The 21194-nt window shown below is 64.2% G+C and carries 18 protein-coding genes; 11 read left to right on the forward strand and 7 right to left on the reverse strand.

The genetic code is table 11. The features are described 5' to 3' along the window. The first annotated feature begins 100 nt into the window (after positions 1-100). The 5 genes from P0R31_RS27555 to P0R31_RS27575 all read left to right on the forward strand — a co-directional run bounded on the left by P0R31_RS27555 (position 101) and on the right by P0R31_RS27575 (position 6928). Entirely contained in the window at positions 101-484 is a 384-nt protein-coding gene (locus P0R31_RS27555) for a hypothetical protein (RefSeq protein ID WP_275517532.1), read from the forward strand. A gap of 51 nt (positions 485-535) precedes the next feature. Further along, positions 536-2236 (forward strand): efflux RND transporter periplasmic adaptor subunit, encoded by a 1701-nt coding sequence (locus P0R31_RS27560; protein WP_275517534.1) that lies wholly within the window; start codon positions 536-538, stop codon positions 2234-2236. Between the two features lie 6 nt (positions 2237-2242). Further along, positions 2243-5362 carry an efflux RND transporter permease subunit gene (locus tag P0R31_RS27565; protein WP_275517535.1) on the forward strand — a complete coding sequence of 1040 codons (3120 nt, stop codon included), beginning with the start codon at positions 2243-2245 and terminating at the stop codon, positions 5360-5362. 28 nt (positions 5363-5390) lie between these two features. Beyond that, positions 5391-5762, forward strand: a complete 372-nt coding sequence (locus P0R31_RS27570) for a hypothetical protein (protein WP_275517537.1) — start codon at positions 5391-5393, stop codon at positions 5760-5762. A gap of 182 nt (positions 5763-5944) precedes the next feature. Then, positions 5945-6928: a Bug family tripartite tricarboxylate transporter substrate binding protein gene (locus P0R31_RS27575; RefSeq protein WP_275517539.1), complete on the forward strand. Its 984-nt coding sequence runs from the start codon at positions 5945-5947 to the stop codon at positions 6926-6928. Between the two features lie 293 nt (positions 6929-7221). On the opposite strand, the gene P0R31_RS27580 is transcribed toward P0R31_RS27575, so the two are convergent. From P0R31_RS27580 to P0R31_RS27595, 4 genes are read right to left on the reverse strand one after another with little or no spacing between them, the layout of a single operon-like run. Then, positions 7222-7965 (reverse strand): HAD family hydrolase, encoded by a 744-nt coding sequence (locus P0R31_RS27580; RefSeq protein WP_275517541.1) that lies wholly within the window; start codon positions 7963-7965, stop codon positions 7222-7224. Beyond that, positions 7962-8849: an oxygen-dependent coproporphyrinogen oxidase gene (gene hemF / locus P0R31_RS27585; protein WP_225143225.1), complete on the reverse strand. Its 888-nt coding sequence runs from the start codon at positions 8847-8849 to the stop codon at positions 7962-7964. Before hemF ends, P0R31_RS27580 begins: the two co-directional genes overlap by 4 nt. Positions 8850-8869: 20 nt before the next feature. Beyond that, on the reverse strand, positions 8870-9502 hold the full coding sequence (gene queE / locus P0R31_RS27590) for a 7-carboxy-7-deazaguanine synthase (RefSeq protein WP_275517542.1): 633 nt from the start codon (positions 9500-9502) through the stop codon (positions 8870-8872). 10 nt (positions 9503-9512) lie between these two features. After that, the gene (locus P0R31_RS27595) at positions 9513-9980 is read right to left on the reverse strand and encodes a tRNA (cytidine(34)-2'-O)-methyltransferase (RefSeq protein WP_275517543.1); all 468 of its coding nucleotides are present in this window, start codon (positions 9978-9980) and stop codon (positions 9513-9515) included. 279 nt (positions 9981-10259) lie between these two features. On the opposite strand from P0R31_RS27595, the gene petA reads away from it, so the two are divergent. The 6 genes from petA to P0R31_RS27625 all read left to right on the forward strand — a co-directional run bounded on the left by petA (position 10260) and on the right by P0R31_RS27625 (position 18173). After that, positions 10260-10790: a ubiquinol-cytochrome c reductase iron-sulfur subunit gene (gene petA, locus P0R31_RS27600; RefSeq protein ID WP_275517545.1), complete on the forward strand. Its 531-nt coding sequence runs from the start codon at positions 10260-10262 to the stop codon at positions 10788-10790. A 62-nt stretch (positions 10791-10852) separates the two neighbouring features. Next, positions 10853-12925, forward strand: a complete 2073-nt coding sequence (fbcH, locus tag P0R31_RS27605) for a cytochrome b/c1 (protein ID WP_275517546.1) — start codon at positions 10853-10855, stop codon at positions 12923-12925. Between the two features lie 184 nt (positions 12926-13109). Beyond that, a complete protein-coding gene (locus P0R31_RS27610) occupies positions 13110-13784 on the forward strand; it encodes a dienelactone hydrolase family protein (RefSeq protein WP_057026276.1) in 675 nt (224 codons plus the stop codon). A gap of 113 nt (positions 13785-13897) precedes the next feature. Beyond that, positions 13898-15097 (forward strand): DMP19 family protein, encoded by a 1200-nt coding sequence (locus P0R31_RS27615; RefSeq protein ID WP_275517548.1) that lies wholly within the window; start codon positions 13898-13900, stop codon positions 15095-15097. 250 nt (positions 15098-15347) lie between these two features. Beyond that, positions 15348-17513 carry an anthranilate synthase component I gene (locus P0R31_RS27620; protein WP_275517549.1) on the forward strand — a complete coding sequence of 722 codons (2166 nt, stop codon included), beginning with the start codon at positions 15348-15350 and terminating at the stop codon, positions 17511-17513. A gap of 120 nt (positions 17514-17633) precedes the next feature. Further along, positions 17634-18173, forward strand: coding sequence for an adenine phosphoribosyltransferase (locus tag P0R31_RS27625; protein ID WP_036024845.1), 540 nt, complete (start codon positions 17634-17636; stop codon positions 18171-18173). Between the two features lie 18 nt (positions 18174-18191). Here P0R31_RS27625 and P0R31_RS27630 read toward each other — a convergent pair whose 3' ends face one another. The 3 genes from P0R31_RS27630 to P0R31_RS27640 form a co-directional block, all read right to left on the reverse strand. Continuing rightward, positions 18192-18860, reverse strand: a complete 669-nt coding sequence (locus P0R31_RS27630) for a hypothetical protein (protein WP_275517550.1) — start codon at positions 18858-18860, stop codon at positions 18192-18194. Positions 18861-18922: 62 nt separating this feature from the next. Then, positions 18923-19675 (reverse strand): hypothetical protein, encoded by a 753-nt coding sequence (locus P0R31_RS27635; protein ID WP_275517553.1) that lies wholly within the window; start codon positions 19673-19675, stop codon positions 18923-18925. A gap of 208 nt (positions 19676-19883) precedes the next feature. Continuing rightward, a complete protein-coding gene (locus tag P0R31_RS27640) occupies positions 19884-21089 on the reverse strand; it encodes a M48 family metallopeptidase (protein WP_275517554.1) in 1206 nt (401 codons plus the stop codon). Positions 21090-21194: the final 105 nt, after the last annotated feature.

The following is a 21194-nucleotide window of genomic DNA, read 5'->3' on the forward strand; positions in this document are numbered from 1 at the left end:
GCGATGCGAGCGTCGCCTTGAATTCGCGGTCGGCTTCGCCTAGTTTTTCGGCGTGCCGCACGATATCCTCCGCCATCTTCGTCAACTCGCCAGAACGGCCATGTTCGTGGCGATATCTGCGTTTGTGCTTCAGGCGGCCCTGATTTCGGTCTCGCAGGTGAAGGCGGCTGTTGGCGCCATGCCGATGCCGTCCGTCACGCTCAGCGGTTCCCTGCATTTCCACGATCAATTGGCAGGCCACGTGCATTCCCACGCCGGCGACGACGCGGAAGGCCACGTCCATGACGGGCCGGATCACGACGAGGACGGCGCTTCCGGCGTGGCCTGGGACATGTTTGGCACCTCGATCGCATCAGCGCAGGTCATTCACCTGCTTAGCGTCTTCGAAGTGCTCGGCGCCATGGACCTGCCGCTCGCGCGGGCCATTGTCGGGGTGCGCCCCGACGGACTCGTCCGGCCACCAAGTACCTTCAGCATCGCGTAGTCCCGGCGGCGCTTCGGCCGCCGCCTTTTCGCATGTCTGAAGGATCTTTCGATGTTGATGAATCAGCGCTGCCCGAAAGGGCGGCTCGCAGCTCTTGGGCTGGCTGGCGCTTGTTGGTTGGCGAGCCTGGTCTTTGGCTTGTCGGGCGCCTTTGGCCATGAGGGGCACGATCACGGCGACGCCGAGAAGACGGCGGTCGTGTCCTCAGCCTATCCGAGGATTGCCGCGCGCTCCGAGCTCTACGAAGTGGTCGGCATCCTGAAAGACGCCAGGCTGTCCGTCTTCATCGATGATGCCGCGACGAACGAGCCGGTCTCGGACGCCGCCTTGCAAGTCACGATCGGCGATTCTGCCCCGATCGAGGCATCGAGCCGCCAGGACGGCGTCTACACCGCCCCGATTCCGAACGGCACACCGTCCGGATCGGTCGAGGTGATCTTCTCGATCAACGCTAGCAGGGGAAATGATCTGCTGGTCGACTCGTTCATACCGCGTGCAGAGGCCCGGCCCGCGCAGCAGAAGCACGCGTCCGGCTGGCTTCTCTCGACCCGAGCCGCCATCGCCGCGTCCGTGCTCGCCGCCTTGGGCTTCGGCGGTCTCTTCGCCTATTGGAAGCGGCGTGGCCGCTTCATGGCGGTCTCCATGTCCGCCGTGGCGGCGGGGGCTTTCGTCATTCTCGCCGCAATCATGTTCGGCGAGGGCCGGACCAATGCAACGCAACCAAATCCGCCTGATGTTCCCGCGCTGAGCGATGCCCCGCGACGCCTGCAAGACGGCAGCGTCTTCGCGGCCAAGCCCACGCAGCGCCTGCTCGAGGTACGGACCGCTGCAGCCGAGCCGCAGACGATTCATCCCGCCGTCACCCTGATCGGCCGCGTCATGGCCGACCCCAACCGCAGCAGTATCGTGCAGAGCATCTACGGGGGCCGCGTGGTTCCGGGCGATGACGGCATCCCCCGCATCGGGCAAACCGTCCGCAAGGGCGATCTGCTCCTCCGGATCGAGCCGCATCTGCCAATCGCCGATCGCACGACGATCCTCGAGAAGGTCGGCGAGATCGAACAGCTGATGGCGATCACGGACAACAAGCTGCGGCGTCTCCGGCCGCTGGCAGAACGCGGCGCGGTGCCGCAAGGGCAGGTCAACGACCTCGAAAGCGAATTGGAGGGTCTGCGGGCGCGCCGCGAGACCGTTCGCAATTCCCGCACCGGCTTCGAGGAGCTGCGGGCATCGACCGATGGCATCATCACCGCAGCCAAGGTCGCGCCGGGCCAGGTCATACAGCCGCAAGACGTCCTGTTTCAGATCGCGGACCCCCGCAGCCTTTGGGTCGAGGCACTCGCCTATGACGAAATCGGCTTGAAGCAGCCTGAAGCGGCAACGGCAATGGCCCCGAACGGGAAGCAGATTGCGCTGAGCTTCGTCGGGACGAGCCGGGCGCTGCGCCAGCATGCGTCCGTGGTTCAGTTCGCCATTCCGGAGCCACCGGCAGGTCTCAACATCGGTCAGCCGTTGAATGTGATGGTCCAGACCGGAGCGCCGGTGTCGGGCCTGGTCGTGCCGCGCAATGCCGTCGTTCGAAGCGGCAGCGGTGAGAATATCGTTTGGCTGCACACAGAGCCCGAACGCTTCGAGCCGAGGCCGGTTCGCGTGGTGCCGGTAGACGCAGCCCGCGTGATCGTGGCCGCGGGTATCAACGAAGGCGAACATATCGTCGTTCGCGGCACCGACCTCATCAACCAGATCCGGTAGCCGACCATGTTCAAGCTCATCGTCCAGACCAGCTTGCGCAATCGCCTGTTCGTGCTGGCGGTCGCCGCCGTCCTGGTCGGCTACGGCCTGTTCGTCCTGCCGAGCGTTTCGGTCGACGTCCTGCCTGACATCAACCGCCCGACCGTCAACATCCTGACCGAGGCAGAGGGACTGGCGCCCCAGGAGGTCGAGCAGCTGGTGACGTTCCCGATCGAGACGTCGATGAACGGCATGCCCGGCGTCATCCGCGTGCGCTCGGTCTCGGGCGTTGGTCTGTCGGTCGTCTATGTCGAGTTCGACTGGGGCGTCGACGTCTACCGCGCCCGGCAATTCGTCTCCGAGCGGCTGGCGCTGATCCGCGAGCAATTGCCGTCCGCGGTCAATCCCCAGATGGGCCCGGTGACCTCGATCATGGGCGAGATCATGCTGATAGCGCTGACGAGCGATGGCACGGCTTCACCCATGGACGTGCGCGAGATCTCCGACTTCGTCGTCCGGCCGCAACTCCTCGCCATTCCCGGCGTCGCCCAGGTGATACCCATCGGCGGCGAGGTCCGCCAATATCGCGTGACGCCGAACGTCGCCACCATGCAGGCACTCGGCGTCACCCACGATCAGATCGAGCAGGCGGTCGCAAGATTCGGCACCAACAGCGGCGGCGGCTTCGTCGACCAGCATGGCCGCGAATATCTGATCCGCAATGTCGGTCTCACCAGGCGCATCGAGGACCTCCGCAACACCGTCGTCGTCAACCGCGGAGAGCAGCCGATCCTGCTGAAGCAGATTGCCTCTGTGGATTTTGCCGCGCGGACCAAGCGCGGTGACGCCGGATATAACGGCAAGCCCGCCGTCATCGTCAGCGTCATGAAGCAGCCGGCTGCGGATACTGTGGCACTGACGCGCAATGTTGAATCAACGCTGCGGGAGCTGCAACGCACCATGCGCGGGGGCATCAGCGTCACCAACGTGCAGTTCCGGCAGGCCACCTTCATCGAGACCTCGATCGGCAATGTCGAGCGCGTCCTGATCGAGGCCGCGATTGTCGTCGCAATGGTCCTGTTCGTCTTCCTGATGAACGGTCGCGCCGCGTTCGTCTCGCTGACGGCCATTCCAATATCGATCCTGGTGACCGTCCTGGTGTTTCGCGCCTTCGGCCTCACGATCAACACCATGACGCTGGGTGGCCTCGCCATCGCGATCGGCGAGCTGGTCGACGATGCCGTGGTGGACGTCGAAAACATCCTGCGGCGCCTGCGGGAGAATGCCGCGTCGAGCGCGCCGCGCCCCGTCCTCGACGTGATCGCCGGCGCGAGCCAGGAGGTTCGTTCCAGCATCGTCTATGCAACGATGATCATCGTTCTCGTCTTTGTGCCGCTGTTCGCCCTTCCGGGAATCGAAGGGCGGCTGTTCACGCCGCTTGGCGTCGCCTATGTGGTCTCGATCCTCGCGTCGCTGCTGACCTCGATCACGGTGACGCCGGTGCTGTCCTATTATCTGCTTTCGGGACGAACTCATTCAGGTGACCGCGAGAGCTTTGTCGTCACGAAGCTGAAGCAGGCCAATCGGCGGGTGCTCGGCTGGGCCTTCGAGCGGCAGGGCCTGGTGCTGGTCTTCGTCGCCGCTGCGGTCGCGGTGGCGGGCTATGCCGCGAGCCAGATGCCCCGCAGCTTTCTTCCTCCCTTCAACGAGGGGACGCTGGTCCTGTCGCTGCAGTACAATCCAGGCATTTCGCTCGCGGAATCGAGCCGTCTTGGCCTATTGGCGGAGCAGTTGCTCGCAGAGGTGCCCGAGGTGAAATCGGTCGGACGCCGTACCGGCCGCGCCGAGCTCGATGAACACGCCGAAGGCGTGCACTACAGTGAGATCGACGTCGATCTCACGCCGTCCAAGCGCCAGAAGGCGGACGTCTATGCGAGCATCAGGGAGGCCCTGTCCGCACTGCCGGCGTCGGTGGCCATCGGACAGCCGATCAGCCACCGCCTCGATCATCTCCAGTCGGGTATTCGTGCCCAGATCGTGCTCAAGATCTTCGGCCAGGACCTCGAGATGTTGCGGCGGCTGTCCGAAACGGTACGCCAGCGTCTATCGACGATCCCGGGCCTGGTCGATCTCCAGGTCGAGAAGCAGGTGCTGATTCCGCAGGTGCGGGTTCAAATCGACCATGCCCGCGCCGCGCTTCACGGCCTGACGCCGGCTGCGGTCACCCAGGCACTCGACGCGCTGTCCAATGGCCGGAAGGTCTCCCAGATCGTCGACGGCAATCGCCGCTTCGACGTCGTGATGCGCCTGTCGGAGCAGGACCGTTCGACGACGGGGCTGCACAATTTGCTCATCCCGACCGGGTCGGAGTTCGTCCCGCTGAGCGCTTTGGCCGACATCGTCGAGACAGACGGGCCGAACCAGATTCAGCGGGAGGGGACCCAGCGCAGGATCGTCGTCTACGGCAACGGGGACGGGCGCCGCGACATCGCCGATATCGCTGCCGACATTCAGAGGTCGGTTCGCGAGCTCGATTTCCCGCAAGGCTACACGATCAGCCTCGAAGGCGCGTTCCAGGCGCAGCAGGAGGCGACCTGGCGCATCGGCGTTCTGTCGCTGGCCTCGATGGCGATGATCTTCGTCGTCCTCTACAGCCGCTACCGGTCGATCGCACTGGCGCTGATCATCATGGGCGGCATTCCACTCGCTTTGATCGGCAGCGTCGCTGCGCTGAAGATCTCCGGGCAGCCCTTGTCGGTGGCCTCGATGATCGGCTTCATCACACTGGCTGGCATCTCGGCGCGCAACGGGATCTTGAAGATCTCGCACTACATCAATCTCGCCATCCACGAAGGCGAGCGTTTCGGGGCCGCCCTGGTCATTCGCGGCAGCATGGAGCGCCTCAGTCCGGTGCTGATGACCGCGCTTTGCGCAGGACTAGCGCTCACGCCGCTCTTGATCGGAGCGGACGAGCCGGGCCGGGAAATCCTGCACCCGGTGGCCGTGACGATCTTCGGCGGCCTGCTCAGCGCCACGATCCTCGACACAATCGTGACCCCGATTCTGTTTCTGATGTTCGGCAAACAGCCGCTGCAGCGACTGGTGGCCGGACACGCCGCAACGTTCACCCCCGCGGAAGCCTATTGATGCGCGGACAACCACCGAGGAGCCTACAATGAGAATATATATCGGCCTTGCCATGACGGCTGTGATGATCGCGACGCTGGATGTTGCCGCGGCGCAGACGAAGGGCAGCAACGGCGGCCCCGTCGTCAAGTCGCAAGGACATCCGATCGAATTCGTCAGCAAGGGGACCGACATCGTCTTCTACGTTGGGGACGACGATGGATCGCCGCTGTCGACCAAGGATATGCGCGGACGCGCAACGATTCAGGATGGCGGCAAGACGGTCACCGTTCCGCTTGCGCCGGCCACTCCCAACATGATGACGGGAAAGCTGCAGGCCGAGCTGTCGCCGAAGGCGATCGTGGTGTTCTCCGGCAGCTTGCACGGTCATTCGCTGACCGCGAGATATGCTGCGCAATGATTGACATGTGAAAAGGCGCGCCGCGCACCCGCAACGCGTCGGTGCTCGCGACCGACATCGGCGATTTCGCTGCGACAAAACCGCGATAAATAGTGGATCAATCAATACAGCCTGAGCATCGATCGGGATGGAATGAGCACGTAAGATACGCCCTCAGAAAATGTCGCAACGGAGGATCGACAATGGGCAATGCAACTCTCTTATCGAAGATTCGATTTGGTGCGGCTGGCATCATGCTTCTTGCCGCGACCTCGATGGCATGCGCGGCCTGGCCGGAAAGGAATATCACCTTTATCGTTCCATTCCCGGCCGGAGGCTCGTCCGACATGGTCGCGCGAGCAATCGGACAGAAGGTCTCCGATACGCTGGGGCAGCCGGTGGTCGTCGAAAACCGCTCCGGCGCAACGGGTGCGCTTGGAGCAACAGCGGTGGCCCGGGCGGCAGCGGATGGATACACCATTCTCGTCGGCTCGATCGGTGTCTATGCGACGAATCCATTTCTTCAGCCCAATCTGAAGTATGATCCTCTGAAGGACTTCGACCTCTTGACGGTCGCTGTGCGCGCACCGAACGTCCTGGTTGCCAACTTGAACTTTCCGGCAAGCACGGTCGCCGAATTGGTGGACCAACTGAAGAAGGCTCCCGGCAAGATCACTTTTGCAAGCTCGGGTGCGGGTTCGTCCGATCATCTCACGGCGGCGCTGTTCTGGCAGCGCACTGGGACGACCGGCCTCCACGTGCCGTATCGCGGCGGGGCGCCTGCCGTGAGTGATCTCATCGCGGGGCATGTCAACGCATCGTTTCAAAACATCAACGCCGTCATCGGGCAAATTCAATCCAAGCAGCTCAAGGTCCTCGCCATCACCGGCGATGCCAGATCCCCTCTTTTGCCCGAAGTGCCTACCTTGAAGGAACTTGGGATCGATGGTGTGGACGTCTTTTCGTGGCAGGCGGTGGCTGCTCCGAAGGGCCTTCCTGCCGACGTGAAGGCAAAATTGCATGGCGAGATCGTCGCGGCGCTGAAGGCACCGGACGTACGCAAACGAATGGAGGATATCGGCCTCGAAATCGTGGCCAACACCCCGGAGCAATTCCAGGAGTTTCTGGTCTCTGAGCTGGCCCGCTGGAAGCGGGTCATCGAGACCGGCAACATCACCGTGGAATAGGCTGCCTTGGGCGTGCTCGAGCCTCTCGCGGGAGGGACTAGAGCATGATCCGGAAAAGTGCGTAGCGGTTTTCCGAAAAGATCATGCGCAACCAATAAGCTAAAGCGCGATGACGATTCATCCTAATCGCATCGCGCACTAGGCTCGATACACCCCTCGCGACGATGCCATAATACCCCTGTTTTGCCCGACGGATCAAATTCGTTTCGTAAAATCCGTAAGTCGTTGATTTTGCAGCCGCCGGCTACTGTGCATGGGGTTGTTTTTCGCGCTTTTTGTTTTTGGGCCCTCGATCATGCCCGGTCGGGCAGCAGCTCGCCGAGCGAACGGATGATGCGGTCGGGCTTGACCGTCGAGCCCTCGGGCAGGCCATCGCCATGCACGTCCATCCAGATCGCATAGATGCCGAGGCGCTGCGGCGTCACGACTTCCCATTCCAGATTGTCGCCGATCATCCAGGTGTCCTCAGCGGTGACGCCGAGCGCCTGCATCGCGTGCAGATAGGCGCGCTCCTCGGGCTTGCCGAAGCCATGCTCGCCTTCGATCTGGATGTGGTCGAAGCGATGCGCCAGCTCGAAGCGCTCGACCTTGGCGCGCTGCATGTCGGCGGCGCCGTTGGTGACCAGCGCGAGCTTGATGCCGAGCGCCTTGAACTGGTCGATCGCCTCATGCGCGCCGGGAAAGACGAACATCTCCTCCTCGCGATAGGCGGTGAAGCGGTCGGCGAGGCGAATGGCGAGGTCGTCGGGCAGGGCGCGGTGGCCTGCGGCCGCGAGCGCGGCGAAGCCGCCCTTCACGGTGAGGTGACGCGCCTCGGCGAGCTTCATCCGCCACGCGGCTTCCGCATTGGCCCAGAAGTTTCGCGCGAAGGCCAGCACCGCGGTTGCGACCATCGGCGGCGGCAGCGGGGCCAGCTCTTCGGCGAATTCGGCCGTGATCGTGTTCCAGGCGATCTCGGGCCGGCCATAGGCCGACAGGATGGTGTCGTCCATGTCGATCAGCATGGCGCGGGGCAGCGGCGGCAGTACGGCGTTCATGGCCACTTCACCTCCGGCGGCAGCGACGACAGGATGGAGTCGACATTGCCGCCCGTCTTCAGTCCGAAGATGGTGCCGCGGTCGTAGAGCAGGTTGAACTCGACGTAGCGGCCGCGGCGGATCAATTGCTCCTCGCGGTCCGCAGGGGTCCAGGCGCTCGCGAAGTTGCGTCGCACGATCTCGGGATAAATCTTCAGGAAGGCGCGGCCGACGTCCTGGGTGAAGGCGAGGTCGGCGTCCCAGTCGCCGCTGTCGTGCCAGTCGTAGAAGATGCCGCCGATGCCGCGCGCCTCTTTCCGGTGCGGCAGGTAGAAATACTCGTCGCACCATTTCTTGTACTTGTCGTAATCGGCAACGCCGCTCGGCTGCGCGCAGGCCTGTTTCATCGCGGCATGGAAGGCGATGCTGTCGGGATCGTCCTGCGTCCGCCTTCGCTCTAGCACCGGCGTCAGGTCGGCGCCGCCGCCGAACCAGGCCTTCGTGGTGACGACGAAGCGCGTGTTCATGTGTACGGCGGGAACGTTCGGATTGCGCATGTGCGCGATCAGCGAGATGCCCGAGGCCCAGAATTTTGGATCCTCCGCCGCGCCGGGGATCTGGGCCCGGAATTCGGGTGCGAACTCGCCGTGCACGGTCGAGCAGTGCACGCCGACCTTCTCGAACAGCCGGCCATGCATCATCGACATCACGCCGCCGCCGCCAGCCGCGCCGGAATGGTCGGTGCGCTGCCAAAGCGTGCGCTTGAAGCGGCCGACCTCGCCCGGATAGAGGCTTTGCGGTGCGTCGTCCTCGAGCCGCTCGAAGCTCGCGCAGATGTCGTCGCGCAAGCGCTCGAACCAGGCGCGGGCGCGGGCCTTGCGGGCTTCGATCGTCGTGACGTCCATCTGCATTCGCGGATCGCGTCCTATCTGATGCCGAGCGATTTGTGGGTCTGCACGCTGAGCCGCCATTGCGGATGGTGCAGGCAATAATCGATCGCGCGCGCGGTGTTCTCGATGACCTCAGGCCCGTCCATCGGCTGCAGCGAGAAGCGCTCGAAGGCGAGATCCTCGAATGCTTCGGGCATCGCCAAGGCCTGGGGATAGACCAGCTTCAGCTCGTGGCCGCGCCGCAGGACCAGCTCGCTGCCGCCCTTTGGGCTGACGCAGATCCAGTCGAGCCCATCAGGAGCTGCGATCGTGCCGTTGGTCTCGACGCCGATCTCGAAGCCTCGTTCGTGCAGCGCCTCGATTAGCGCAGCGTCGACCTGGAGCAGCGGCTCGCCGCCGGTCAGCACCACATAGCGGTTGGCGTCCGCCGCCGTCCATTGCGCGGCGATGGTATCGGCGAGTTCCGCAGCCGAGCCATAGCGCCCGCCGAGCGTGCCGTCGGTGCCGACGAAATCCGTGTCGCAGAACTTGCAGGTCGCATCCGCGCGGTCGGCCTTCCGCCCGCTCCAGAGGTTGCAGCCGGCAAAGCGGCAGAACACCGACGCGCGCCCGGCATGGGCGCCTTCGCCTTGCAGGGTCAGGAAGATCTCCTTGACCGCGTAACTCAAGCCTCTCTCCTCAACCTGTCAAACCTTGCGGGTTCCGGATCTGCCGCAGCGCCTCGCCGGCGGCCATGGCCACGCTCATGGCCACATTGAGCGACCGCAGCCCCGCTTTGATCGGGATCACCAGACGCGCATCGGCGGCCTCGACCACCGCGTCGGTGACGCCGGCGCTCTCGCGCCCGAATAGCAGGATGTCCGAGCTCTGGTAACGAAAATCGCGATAGTCGGTGGCGGCCTTGGTGGTGAACAGCAGCAGCCGGTGGCCCTGGCCAGCGCGCCAGTCCTCGAATGTCGCCCAGGAGACGTGGCGGTTCAGCCTGACATGGTCGAGGTAATCCATTCCCGCCCGGCGGAACAGGCGGTCCGAGATGGGGAAGCCCGCCGGTTCGATGATATGGGCATCGAGCCCCAGGCAGGCGCAGAGGCGAAGAATCGTGCCGGTGTTCTGGGGGATGTCGGGCTGGAAAAGTGCGATCTGCATGGGCGGCGGCGAGTTGGCTTGCGGGCGCAAAATGTCTCAATAAAACATCGCCCGCACGGGAATTCGTGCATTGCACGCTCCCACGCCGTTAGCGGGCTTGCGCTCGCCCGGCAAGGGTGCCAATAGAACGATTCTGGACTGCTGTTTCACCCGTTTAGAGGTGAAAAAGCCAAGTTCTGCCGCCGCGGGGGGCCGCGGGCGCCGGCAGCCTTTCCGGGGACCTCTTGGGCGCCCCTCGGAGCGGTTCCACCGGTAGCACAAGAAGAAAGGGTTGGAATCGTGACGACAGCGTCTTCGGCGGACCATCCGACACGCCGTGATTTCTTATTCGTTGCAACAGGGGCATTTGCAGCAGTAGGGGGCGCGGCTGCGCTCTGGCCCTTCATCTCCCAAATGAATCCGGATGCCTCGACCATCGCCGCCGGTGCGCCGATCGAGGTCGATCTCAGCCCGATCGCGGAAGGTCAGGACATCAAGGTGTTCTGGCGCGGCAAGCCGATCTACATCAGTCACCGCACCAAGAAGCAGATCGACGAGGCGCGCGCCGTCAACGTGGCGAGCCTGCCGGATCCGCAGACCGACGAGGCCCGGGTCAAGTCGGGCCACGAGCAGTGGCTGGTCGTGATCGGCATCTGCACCCATCTCGGCTGTATCCCGATCGCTCATGAAGGCAGCTACGACGGCTTCTTCTGCCCCTGCCATGGTTCGGTGTACGATACGTCCGGCCGCATTCGCCAGGGCCCTGCGCCCTCGAACCTGCCCGTGCCGCCGTACCAGTTCGTTTCCGACACCAAAATCCAGATCGGCTGAGCTTCGGACTCAAGTCCGAAGCTTCGCGCCGTCTCGTCGTACTATTTCCTCAGGATCGCATCATGAGCGGACCATCCGACTACCAGCCGAGCAATCCGGCCCTGCAATGGATCGAGCGGCGCCTGCCGATTTTTGGTCTCATCCATTCCTCCTTCGTCGCCTATCCCACCCCGCGCAACCTGAACTATTGGTGGACCTTCGGCGCCATTCTTTCCTTCATGCTCGGAATGCAGATCCTGACCGGCGTGATCCTGGCGATGCACTACACGCCGAACGCCGATCTCGCCTTCAAGTCGGTCGAGCTGATCGTCCGTGACGTGAACTACGGCTGGCTGCTGCGCAACATGCACGCGGTCGGCGCCTCGATGTTCTTCGTCGCCGTCTACGTCCACATGTTCCGCGGTCTGTACTACGGGTCGTACAAGGAGCCGCGTGAGGTGCTGTGGATCCTCGGCGTCATCATCTACCTCCTGATGATGGCGACCGGCTTCATGGGCTACGTGCTGCCCTGGGGCCAGATGAGCTTCTGGGGCGCCACCGTCATCACCAATTTGTTCTCGGCCGTTCCCTATGTCGGCGAGAGCATCGTGACGCTGCTCTGGGGCGGCTATGCAGTCGGCAACCCGACGCTGAACCGCTTCTTCTCGCTGCACTATCTCTTGCCGTTCGTGATCGCGGGCGTCGTCGTGCTCCACGTCTGGGCGCTGCACGTCGCCGGCCAGAACAACCCTGATGGCGTCGAGCCGAAGACGGAAAAGGACACGGTGCCGTTCACGCCGCATGCGACCATCAAGGACATGTTCGGCGTCGCCTGCTTCCTGCTGCTGTACGCTTGGTTCATCTTCTACATGCCGAACTATCTCGGCGACGCCGACAACTACATTCCGGCGAACCCGGGCGTGACGCCGCCGCACATCGTGCCGGAATGGTATTACCTGCCGTTCTACGCGATCCTGCGCTCGATTCCCGACAAGCTCGCGGGCGTCATCGCGATGTTCGGCGCGATCATCATCCTGTGCTTCCTGCCGTGGCTCGACACCGCCAAGACCAAGTCCTCGAAGTACCGTCCGCTCGCCAAGCAGTTCTTCTGGATCTTCGTCGCGGTCTGCATCCTGCTCGGCTATCTCGGCGCACAGCCGCCGGAAGGCATCTACGTCATCGCCGGCCGCATCCTGACGTTCTGCTACTTCGCCTACTTCCTGATCGTGCTGCCGCTGCTCGCGCGCATCGAGAAGCCGCGGCCGGTGCCGAACTCGATCTCGGATGCCGTGCTGGCCAAGACCGGCAGCCGGTCGACGCCGATGGTATCGACCGCGATCGTGCTGGCGCTCGCCGGCTCGCTGTTCGCGGGCTCGATCGACAGCGCGAAAGCGGCCGAAGGCGGCGACAAGCCTCCGGGCAACAAGTGGTCGTTCGCGGGCCCGTTCGGTACGTTCGATCGCGGCGCCCTGCAGCGCGGCCTGAAGGTCTACAAGGAGGTCTGCGCCAGCTGCCACGGCCTGTCCTTCGTCGCCTTCCGTAACCTCGCCGAGCCCGGCGGGCCCGGCTATTCGGTGGCGCAAGCCGCGGCGTTTGCATCCGAGTACAAGGTCAAGGACGGCCCGAACGATGCGGGGGACATGTTCGAGCGCCCGGGCCGGCCGGCGGACTATTTCCCCTCGCCGTTCGCGAACGAGCAGGCCGCGCGTGCCGCGAACGGCGGTGCGGCGCCGCCGGACCTGTCCCTGATCACCAAGGCGCGCTCCTACAAGCGCGGCTTCCCCTGGTTCATCTTCGACGTCTTCACCCAGTACCAGGAGCAGGGGCCTGACTATGTCACCGCGCTGCTCCAGGGCTATGAGGACAAGGTGCCGGAGGGCGTCACCCTCCCGGAGGGCTCGTACTACAACAAGTACTTCCCGGGCCACGCCATCAAGATGCCGAAGCCGATCAGCGACGGCCAGGTGACCTATGACGACGGCTCGCCGACCACGGTCGCGCAGTATTCCAAGGACGTCACCACCTTCCTGATGTGGACCGCAGAGCCGCACATGGAAGCGCGCAAGCGCCTCGGCTTCCAGGTCTTCGTGTTCCTGATCATCTTCGCGGGCCTGATGTACTTCACCAAGAAGAAGGTCTGGGCCGCCTCGCACTGAGCGGCGCGAGACTCGATGAAATGAAAAGCCCCCGTAAGGGGGCTTTTTTTCGGCCCAACTCTCCGTCATTCCGGGTTCGGTGCTGCGCACCGCCCCGGAATGACGGGAGTGTGGATTGCGTCGCGCCCGACTAGACGCCACAATAACCCTCAACCGCTCCCCAAAAAATGCGTCGGAGGACACCATGGGAACCAGCATCACCTTCAAGCGCCCGGACGGTAAGGACGCCTCGGGCTATCTCGCCAATGCCGGGCGCGGCAATGCGCCGGGCGTCGTCGTGATCCAGGAATGGTGGGGCCTATCCGATCAGATCAAGGGCCTGTGCGACCGCTTCGCGCTGGCCGGCTTCGACGCGCTGGCGCCCGATCTCTACAAGGGCAAGGTGGTGCCGTATCACGACACGGACAGCGCCAACAAGGAGATGAACTCGCTCGACTTCATGGACGCCACCACGCAGACCGTGCGCGGCGCCACGCAATATCTGTCGCGCAACGGCGCCAAGGTCGGGCTGACCGGCTTCTGCCTCGGCGGCGCCGTGACCATCATCGGCGCGACCAAGATCCCGGAGCTCGCGGCCGGCGTCGTGTTCTACGGCATTCCGCCGGAGCAGGCGGCCAAACCCGCCGACGTCAAGATCCCGCTCCAGGCCCATTTCGCCAACAAGGACGATTGGTGCACGCCGGAGCTGGTCAACGGCTTCGAAAAGGCCATGAAGGCCGCCGGCAAGTCGCTTGAGCTGTTCCGCTATGACGCCGAGCACGCCTTCGTCAACGAGCAGCGCCAGGCCGTGCACGACCGCGAAGCCGCCGAACTCGCCTGGGGCAGGGCGACGGAGTTTTTCAGGAAGCATCTGGGCTAGCACTAGCGGTAGTGCGCGGGTTGATCTGCGCACGTGTTGCATCGCCATAACGGCTCGCTGCAATCATAGGCTGCAGCCGTGTAGCGCTTCGCTACGCGACTGTGGAGGGGGTGATGATTGTGGATGGTCGGTTAACGACGGTTGTTTTGCCTCGCGGGCGGCTGGAGGCGGCCCAGGACCCTGAGAAGGCCGAATATCTAACCCACGCGGTGGTCGACTACGTCAACCAAATGCAACGCGTCGGTGTGTACTCCGGACGTGAACTGCCCGCTGTGGCCATGCAGGCCTATCACGCCGACTACTATCTGGCTCAGGTCAACAACGGCGGTCACAGCCAGTTCATCGGTAACACGGGCGTTTCGATGCTTCCCACGACGTCTGGCGATGCGCTCGCCGGACTCGAAGCGATGGGAGCGAGCGCGCAACATCGTATATTGCAGGAAATGATCGCTTGGGTAGGGGATAATCCCCAAGAGAGCGTGCAGCAGAATGGCTTCGAGAACCGAGCCTCGGCGCTCGATGCGCTTGATCGTCGCTTCTATGAAGCAGAAGGACAGCAACCAATGACACAACTTGCGGCCCGATGGATCGCAAGCTGGCCTGAATTGCATGCTGTCGCGCAGGAACAGTACGCCTCCGAAATCAAACGGCTTGCGCAACTTAATCCACATCTGTCGCAACGTCGGATCTGGCTGAGCGTTCGCCACATCAGCTCCCAGATCACTGACCGCCTGCAGCTCACGATCGCCGCCGCGTGCGGGGCGGTGAGGCCTGACCCGGAGCTCAAGCTTCAGGTGTTCGCGGGAAGCAATATGGATGCTGAAGGGGCGCAGGGCATTGCCATTGGCGTCAAGACTGACAAGGGTTCGCGCCTGTGCGTCTACGAGCAGGCGGGTGGAGAATTTTACGAATTCGGCCCGGGCAGCCAGAGCCCGAAGCCGTCGGACATGCATGAAGTATTGAAGAGCTTTCCGCCCACACTGGTGGGCGCGCGGTTGTCGACTGTAGGCGCTGACACGATCCGGAATTTCTTGAGAATTGCCGAGCAAAATCTGGCGGCCGAAGCGATCGACCTCCTGTTGCGAAAATTGGATCTGGATCCGGCCGCGATGATCACGGCGCTGCGCGTGAGCGACGATCGTGCCAGATGGTGTGCGGTTACAGGGAAGATCAGTGTTTTGGTTGAAACCTTGGCGGACCGTGGCAACGTCATCGGATCGGACGGTGAACTCCTGCTCACGGTAACACGAGCCGAAATCGGGCAGCATGGTGCGGAGGCAGCCCTGGGGCGCGACAGCCTCCCGGCCCAGTGATGACCCTCGCTGAGTCACTCTCTTTTGCCGGATGAGGCGGCCAGCCCACCCTTGACGCCGCCCCCGGGCCATGGTGAGTATCCGCCCATGAGCACCGTCGTCCGCCCAGCCCGTCTTTGGTGGCGCACCTCCTGACGAGGTGGCCGGTGCGATTTCCTTTCTCAAAATCGCTAGAGGTCGCCACGCAGTGCGGCGGCCTTCTCGTTTGTCCTGTGTGGCGTTCCCTCGGCAAGTCTCGTAAGAGGACGACATGAACAGGACAGTCTTTGCCCTCCCGGCCAGAAGCGCCTATTCGACCCGCGCGGGTCTTGCGATCACGCGCGTGGCCGAGCAGTTCACCGGCGGCGCCAACAGGCTCGACGACCTCGTCAGCCTGCTCGACCGCCGCCGCGGCGTGGTGCTGTCCTCAGGGACGACCGTGCCCGGCCGCTACGAGAGCTTCGATCTCGGCTTTTCCGATCCGCCGCTCAAGCTCGAGACCGTTGGTATCGACTTCAAGCTCGAAGCGCTGAACGCGCGCGGAGAGGTGCTGATCGCCTTCCTCGGCGATGTCCTGCACGAGCCTTGCGTCGTGATCTCCGAGAAGACCGCGACGCGCCTTGCCGGCCACATCATCCGCGGCGATGCCCCGGTCGAGGAGGACCAGCGCACGCGGCGCGCCAGCGTGATGTCGCTGGTGCGCGATCTCGTCGCCGCCTTCTCCGCTGGCGATGACGGCCTGCTCGGCCTGTTCGGCGCCTTCGCCTACGACCTCGTCTTCCAGATCGAGGACCTCGTGCAGAAGCGCCCGCGCGAGGCAGACCAGCGCGACATCGTGCTTTATGTGCCCGACCGCCTGCTCGCCTACGATCGCGCCACCGGCCGCGGCGTGGTGCTCTCATACGATTTCGCCTGGAAGGGCAGATCGACCGAAGGCCTGCCGCGCGAGACCGCCGACAGCCCCTACCTGAAGACGCCGCGCCAGGGCTTTGCCGATCACGCGCCGGGCGAATATCAGGCCACGGTCGAGACCGCGCGCGCCGCCTTTGCCCGCGGCGATCTGTTCGAGGCCGTGCCCGGCCAGCTGTTCGCCGAGCCCTGCGACCGGTCGCCGGCCGAAGTGTTCCAGCGCCTCTGCGTCATCAACCCGTCGCCCTACGGCGCGCTGATGAACCTCGGCGAGGGCGAGTTTCTCGTCTCGGCTTCGCCCGAAATGTTCGTGCGCTCGGACGGCCGCCGCGTCGAGACCTGCCCCATCTCCGGCACGATCGCGCGCGGCCTTGATGCGATCGGCGATGCCGAGCAGATCCGCCAGCTCCTGAACTCGGAGAAGGACGAGTTCGAGCTCAACATGTGCACCGACGTCGACCGCAACGACAAGGCGCGCGTCTGCGTGCCCGGCACCATCAAGGTCCTGGCGCGCCGCCAGATCGAGACCTACTCGAAGCTGTTCCACACCGTCGACCACGTCGAGGGCATGCTGCGCCCCGGCTTCGATGCGCTCGATGCCTTCCTCACCCACGCCTGGGCCGTCACAGTCACCGGCGCGCCGAAGCTGTGGGCGATGCAGTTCGTCGAGGACCACGAGCGCTCGCCGCGGCGCTGGTATGCCGGCGCGATCGGCGCGGTGAATTTCGACGGCAGCATCAATACCGGCCTCACCATCCGCACCATCCGCATGAAGGATGGCCTCGCCGAAGTGCGCGTCGGCGCCACCTGCCTGTTCGATTCAGACCCCGCCGCAGAAGACCGCGAGTGCCAGGTCAAGGCCGCCGCGCTGTTCCAGGCGCTGCGCGGCGATCCGCCGAAGCCGCTCTCGACCTTTGCGCCCGATGCCACCGGCTCGGGCAAGCAGGTGCTGCTGATCGACCATGACGACAGCTTCGTGCACATGCTCGCCGATTATTTCCGCCAGGTCGGCGCCAGTGTCACCGTGGTCCGCTATGTGCATGCGCTCGACATGCTCAAGCGGAAGAGGTGGGACTTGCTGGTGCTGTCGCCCGGGCCCGGGCGCCCTGAGGATTTCGGGATCAAGACGACGATCGATGCGGCGCTGGAGCAGAAGCTGCCGGTGTTCGGTGTCTGCCTCGGCGTGCAGGCGATCGGCGAATATTTCGGCGGCGAGCTCGGTCAGCTCACCCATCCCGCCCACGGCCGGCCCTCGCGGGTGCAGGTGCGCGGCGGACGGCTGATGCGCAACTTGCCGAACGAGATCGTCATCGGCCGCTATCACTCGCTCTTCGTCGAGCGCGACAGCATGCCGGAGGTGCTCAGCGTCACCGCCAGCACCGAGGACGGCGTCGCCATGGCGCTGGAGCACAAGACCCTGCCGGTCGCCGGCGTGCAATTCCACCCGGAATCGCTGATGTCGCTCGGCGGCGAGGTGGGGCTACGTATTGTCGAAAATGCGTTCCGGCTGGAAGCGGGGGCGAATTGAGTGCAGGATATTTCACCTCGTCATTCCGGGATGGTGCGCTAGCACCAGACCCGGAATCTCGAGATTCCGGGTTCGATGCTGACGCATCGCCCCGGAATGACAACTGAGATGAGATAACGAATGACCTTTGACCACGACATCAAGGCGAGCGTCCGCACCATCCCGGATTATCCCAAGCCCGGGATCATGTTCCGCGACATCACCACCTTGCTCGCGGACGCGCGCGCGTTCCGCCGCGCCGTGGACGAGCTCGTCAACCCCTGGGCCGGCAACAAGATCGACAAGGTCGCCGGCATGGAGGCGCGCGGCTTCATCATCGGCGGCGCGGTGGCGCATCAGCTCTCGGCGGGCTTCGTGCCGATCCGCAAGAAGGGCAAGCTGCCGCATACCACGGTGCGCATCGCCTATTCGCTCGAATACGGCATCGACGAGATGGAGATGCATGTCGACGCGGTCGCACCCGGCGAGCGCGTGATCCTGGTCGACGACCTCATCGCCACCGGCGGCACCGCGGAAGGCGCGGTCAAGCTGCTGCGCCAGATCGGTGCCAACGTGGTTGCCGCCTGCTTCATCGTCGACCTGCCCGAGCTCGGCGGCGCCGCCAAGCTGCGCGCCATGGACGTGCCCGTGCGCACGCTGATGTCGTTCGAGGGGCACTGAGCGTCCTGGTCGTTTCGCCTACGACCGCTGCAATATCAGGCTGAGCTCGAGCTCCCGGAAGGCGATGTAATTGCGCCGGGTCCACTGGTGCAGTTCGGTGGAAGAGTCCTTCTCCTGGCGCAGATAGCCGGTGAAGGAGAAATTCAGCCGATCGATATAGGTCTTCAGGAAACCCGGCAGCGCCGGCAGGCGGAATAGCCGGCCGCCTCCCATCGCCGGCGGCAGCTCGCCGCGGACGACATATTCGTTGTCGACCGTGACCAGGTTCATCCGCGGGATCTGCCCGCGCAGCATCTCGTGGGCGCGGGCCGAGACGCGGTCGGTATCGGCGATGAACAGGATCTGTGGCGCCACGTGGCGGCGCGCTGCCTCCTTCAACAGGCCGATCTCGTCGGTCATCTTGAAGAACTCGTCGAAGGCGTGGAAGCCGAGGTCGATCACCTTGGCGAGCCCGTCGTCGACGATGACGCGGTCCATCAGCTGCATCTTGCCGAAGGTGTCGATCACGTCGGCGGTCTCGGTCACCTTCGGCAGGTAGTCGAGCAGCGACGGCTCCTTCAGGTTGACGTCGAAGGCCGCGACATTGCCGTTCTTGAGCAGCAGGAATTCCGCGAGCAGCCGCGCCAACAGGGTCTTGCCGACCTGCGGGCGGGGCGAGCAGATGATGTAGACGGGCGTCGCGGGCATCACGAACTATTATCTGAGCGAACTCACCGCCCAATCCAGCCGTATCAGCCCGGCTTGCGCAACTATTTTTCGCTGTTGCGCGTGGCGGCTTTCGAACCGACGATGTCGGTCAGGCGGATGCGGTCGAACTCGCTCCAGACATTGGCGAGCCAGTGCCGGACATAGCCGCGCAGCACGAACGAATAGTTCGCGGCCTCGTCATTGATGCCCTTGTTGGCGACGAATTTCAGGAACGGGACGGAGGACACCTCGACCTGCTCATAGGCCATCTCGTTGAGCTTGGGGATGGTCAGCTCGGTCGCGTCCTTGATGCGGTGGAAGTAGGAATTATAGGTCGCCTGGTCCCACTGGAAGAACTGGGTGTCGTTGATGAAGTTCTTCACCAGGAAATACTTCGCGCCGCCCATGAAGCCCGCCGTCTCCGCGATCTCCTCCAGCGAGGCGATCGAGGGTCCGAGGATGTGGAACACGGCGAAGGTGATCTGGCCGGCCTTGGCGGCGTCGAGGAAGCCGATGTCGCGGAGCGAGGCCAGCGCCGGCGAGAGCAGGCCGGCGCGGACGTCGATCACGGTGACCGAGGGGCTGACAGCGTTGAGCGTGTCGAAAATCTTCATCTGGTCCGACGTCGTCGTCATGTCGACGATCTCGGTGATGTCGGGGTGGAAGCGTTTCAGGGTTCCGCGCGGCGACTCCGTATCGAACGCCCGCGTCGGCACGTTGTTGGCTGAGAAATAATCGAGCAGGGTGCGCGATACCGTGGTCTTGCCGACCCCGCCCTTGTCCGCGCCCACCACAACCACTGCCGGCTTTGCCATTGCTGTCCCCTAACGCGCGCCCCCGATCGCGAGGTCGCAATCGGCCGGGCCCCAAATCGATGTCCCGAAAGACGTCCCAAGTCTGCTGTTGGGCGCGAACATGGCAGAAACAAGGGAGAATTCAATTCCTCGCGCTCCACTTACGGCGATTCCCGAGGTTTTTCCCGATTGCCGGGAAACCCGCCACATGAAGCGGCAAATCACGCCGTCAGTGACGGCCCCACGGTCCCATCGGATTGGTTGCCGGGGCTCCTGAGGGACTGGGCGCGGGAACGGGCGGCGGGTTGGCGGGACCGGCCGCATCGCTCCACGGCCCCTGCGAGAGTGGCGGCGGCCCGTCCTGCGCGCCGGCTTGTTCGGTCTCGAGTTGTTCCGTCTCTTCGGTGGGGTCCGGCAGCGGGCCCGGATCGCGCCCGCCGGCGAACTTGACCAGCGCGTCGACCCGGGACTGCACGGAAGGGTGGGTCGCGAACAGATCGGCAAAGCCCTCGCGCGGATTGTCGACGCAGAGCTCCATCACCGCCGAGGTGGCGCCCGGCAGCTCGCCGCGGCCCTCGATCTTGCGCAGCGCCGAGATCATCGCGTCGGGATCTTTCGTCAGCTCGACCGAGCCGGCATCGGCGAGATATTCGCGTGACCGCGACAGCGCGAGCTTCACCACCTGCGACAGCAGCCAGGCCAGCACGATCAGCACGATGGCGATGATGATGACGATGATCGCGCCGCCGCCGGAGCTCTTGCTGTCGCTCGAAGAGGACGACCGCGACGACGAGGAGGAACCCGAGGACGAGGAGCCGCCGGAGCTCCAGTTCAGATTCGTGAACAGACGGAAGAACAATTCGCCGAAGAAGCCGACCACGCCGGCGATGATGACGGCAACCACCATCAGTTGCACGTCGCCGTTCTTGATGTGGGTCAGCTCATGGCCGAGCACCGCCTCGATCTCCTTGTCGTTGAGCGCATCGAGGAGACCGGTGGTGACGGTGATGGAATATTGCCGCGGATTGAGGCCGGTCGCGAAGGCGTTCAGCGCCGGGCTCTCCATGATCTTCAGCTTCGGCATGGTGAGGCCGCGCGAGATGCAGAGGTTTTCGAGCAGATTGTAGAGCCGCGGCTGTTCCTGCCGGGTGACGCCGTGGCCGCCGGTCACGGCATCGATCATCGACTGGTGAAAGAAATAGGCGATCACGATCCAGACCGCCGCCACGACCGTCGCAATGGGCGCGGCCTTGAGCAGGTCGGAGAAGGCCCGGCTCAGATAGTAAGCGACCGTGCCGTTGCCGTTGATGACGACCTCGGCCACCAGTGCGCCGGCATAGACCAGCACATAGACCAGCGCGAACAAGCCGGCGAGCAGCAGCATCGAACGAAACTTGTTCGAGGCGATGTGCGTGTAGAGACCATACGCGGCCATGACGCGTCTTCGTCAATGTCCGTCGTTCCGGGGCGCGCCGAAGGCGTGAACCCGGAACCTCGAGATTCCGGGTTCGTCGCTTCGCGACGCCCCGGAATGACGGAG

The organism is Bradyrhizobium yuanmingense (assembly GCF_029167105.1).
Classification (GTDB): domain Bacteria; phylum Pseudomonadota; class Alphaproteobacteria; order Rhizobiales; family Xanthobacteraceae; genus Bradyrhizobium; species Bradyrhizobium yuanmingense_A.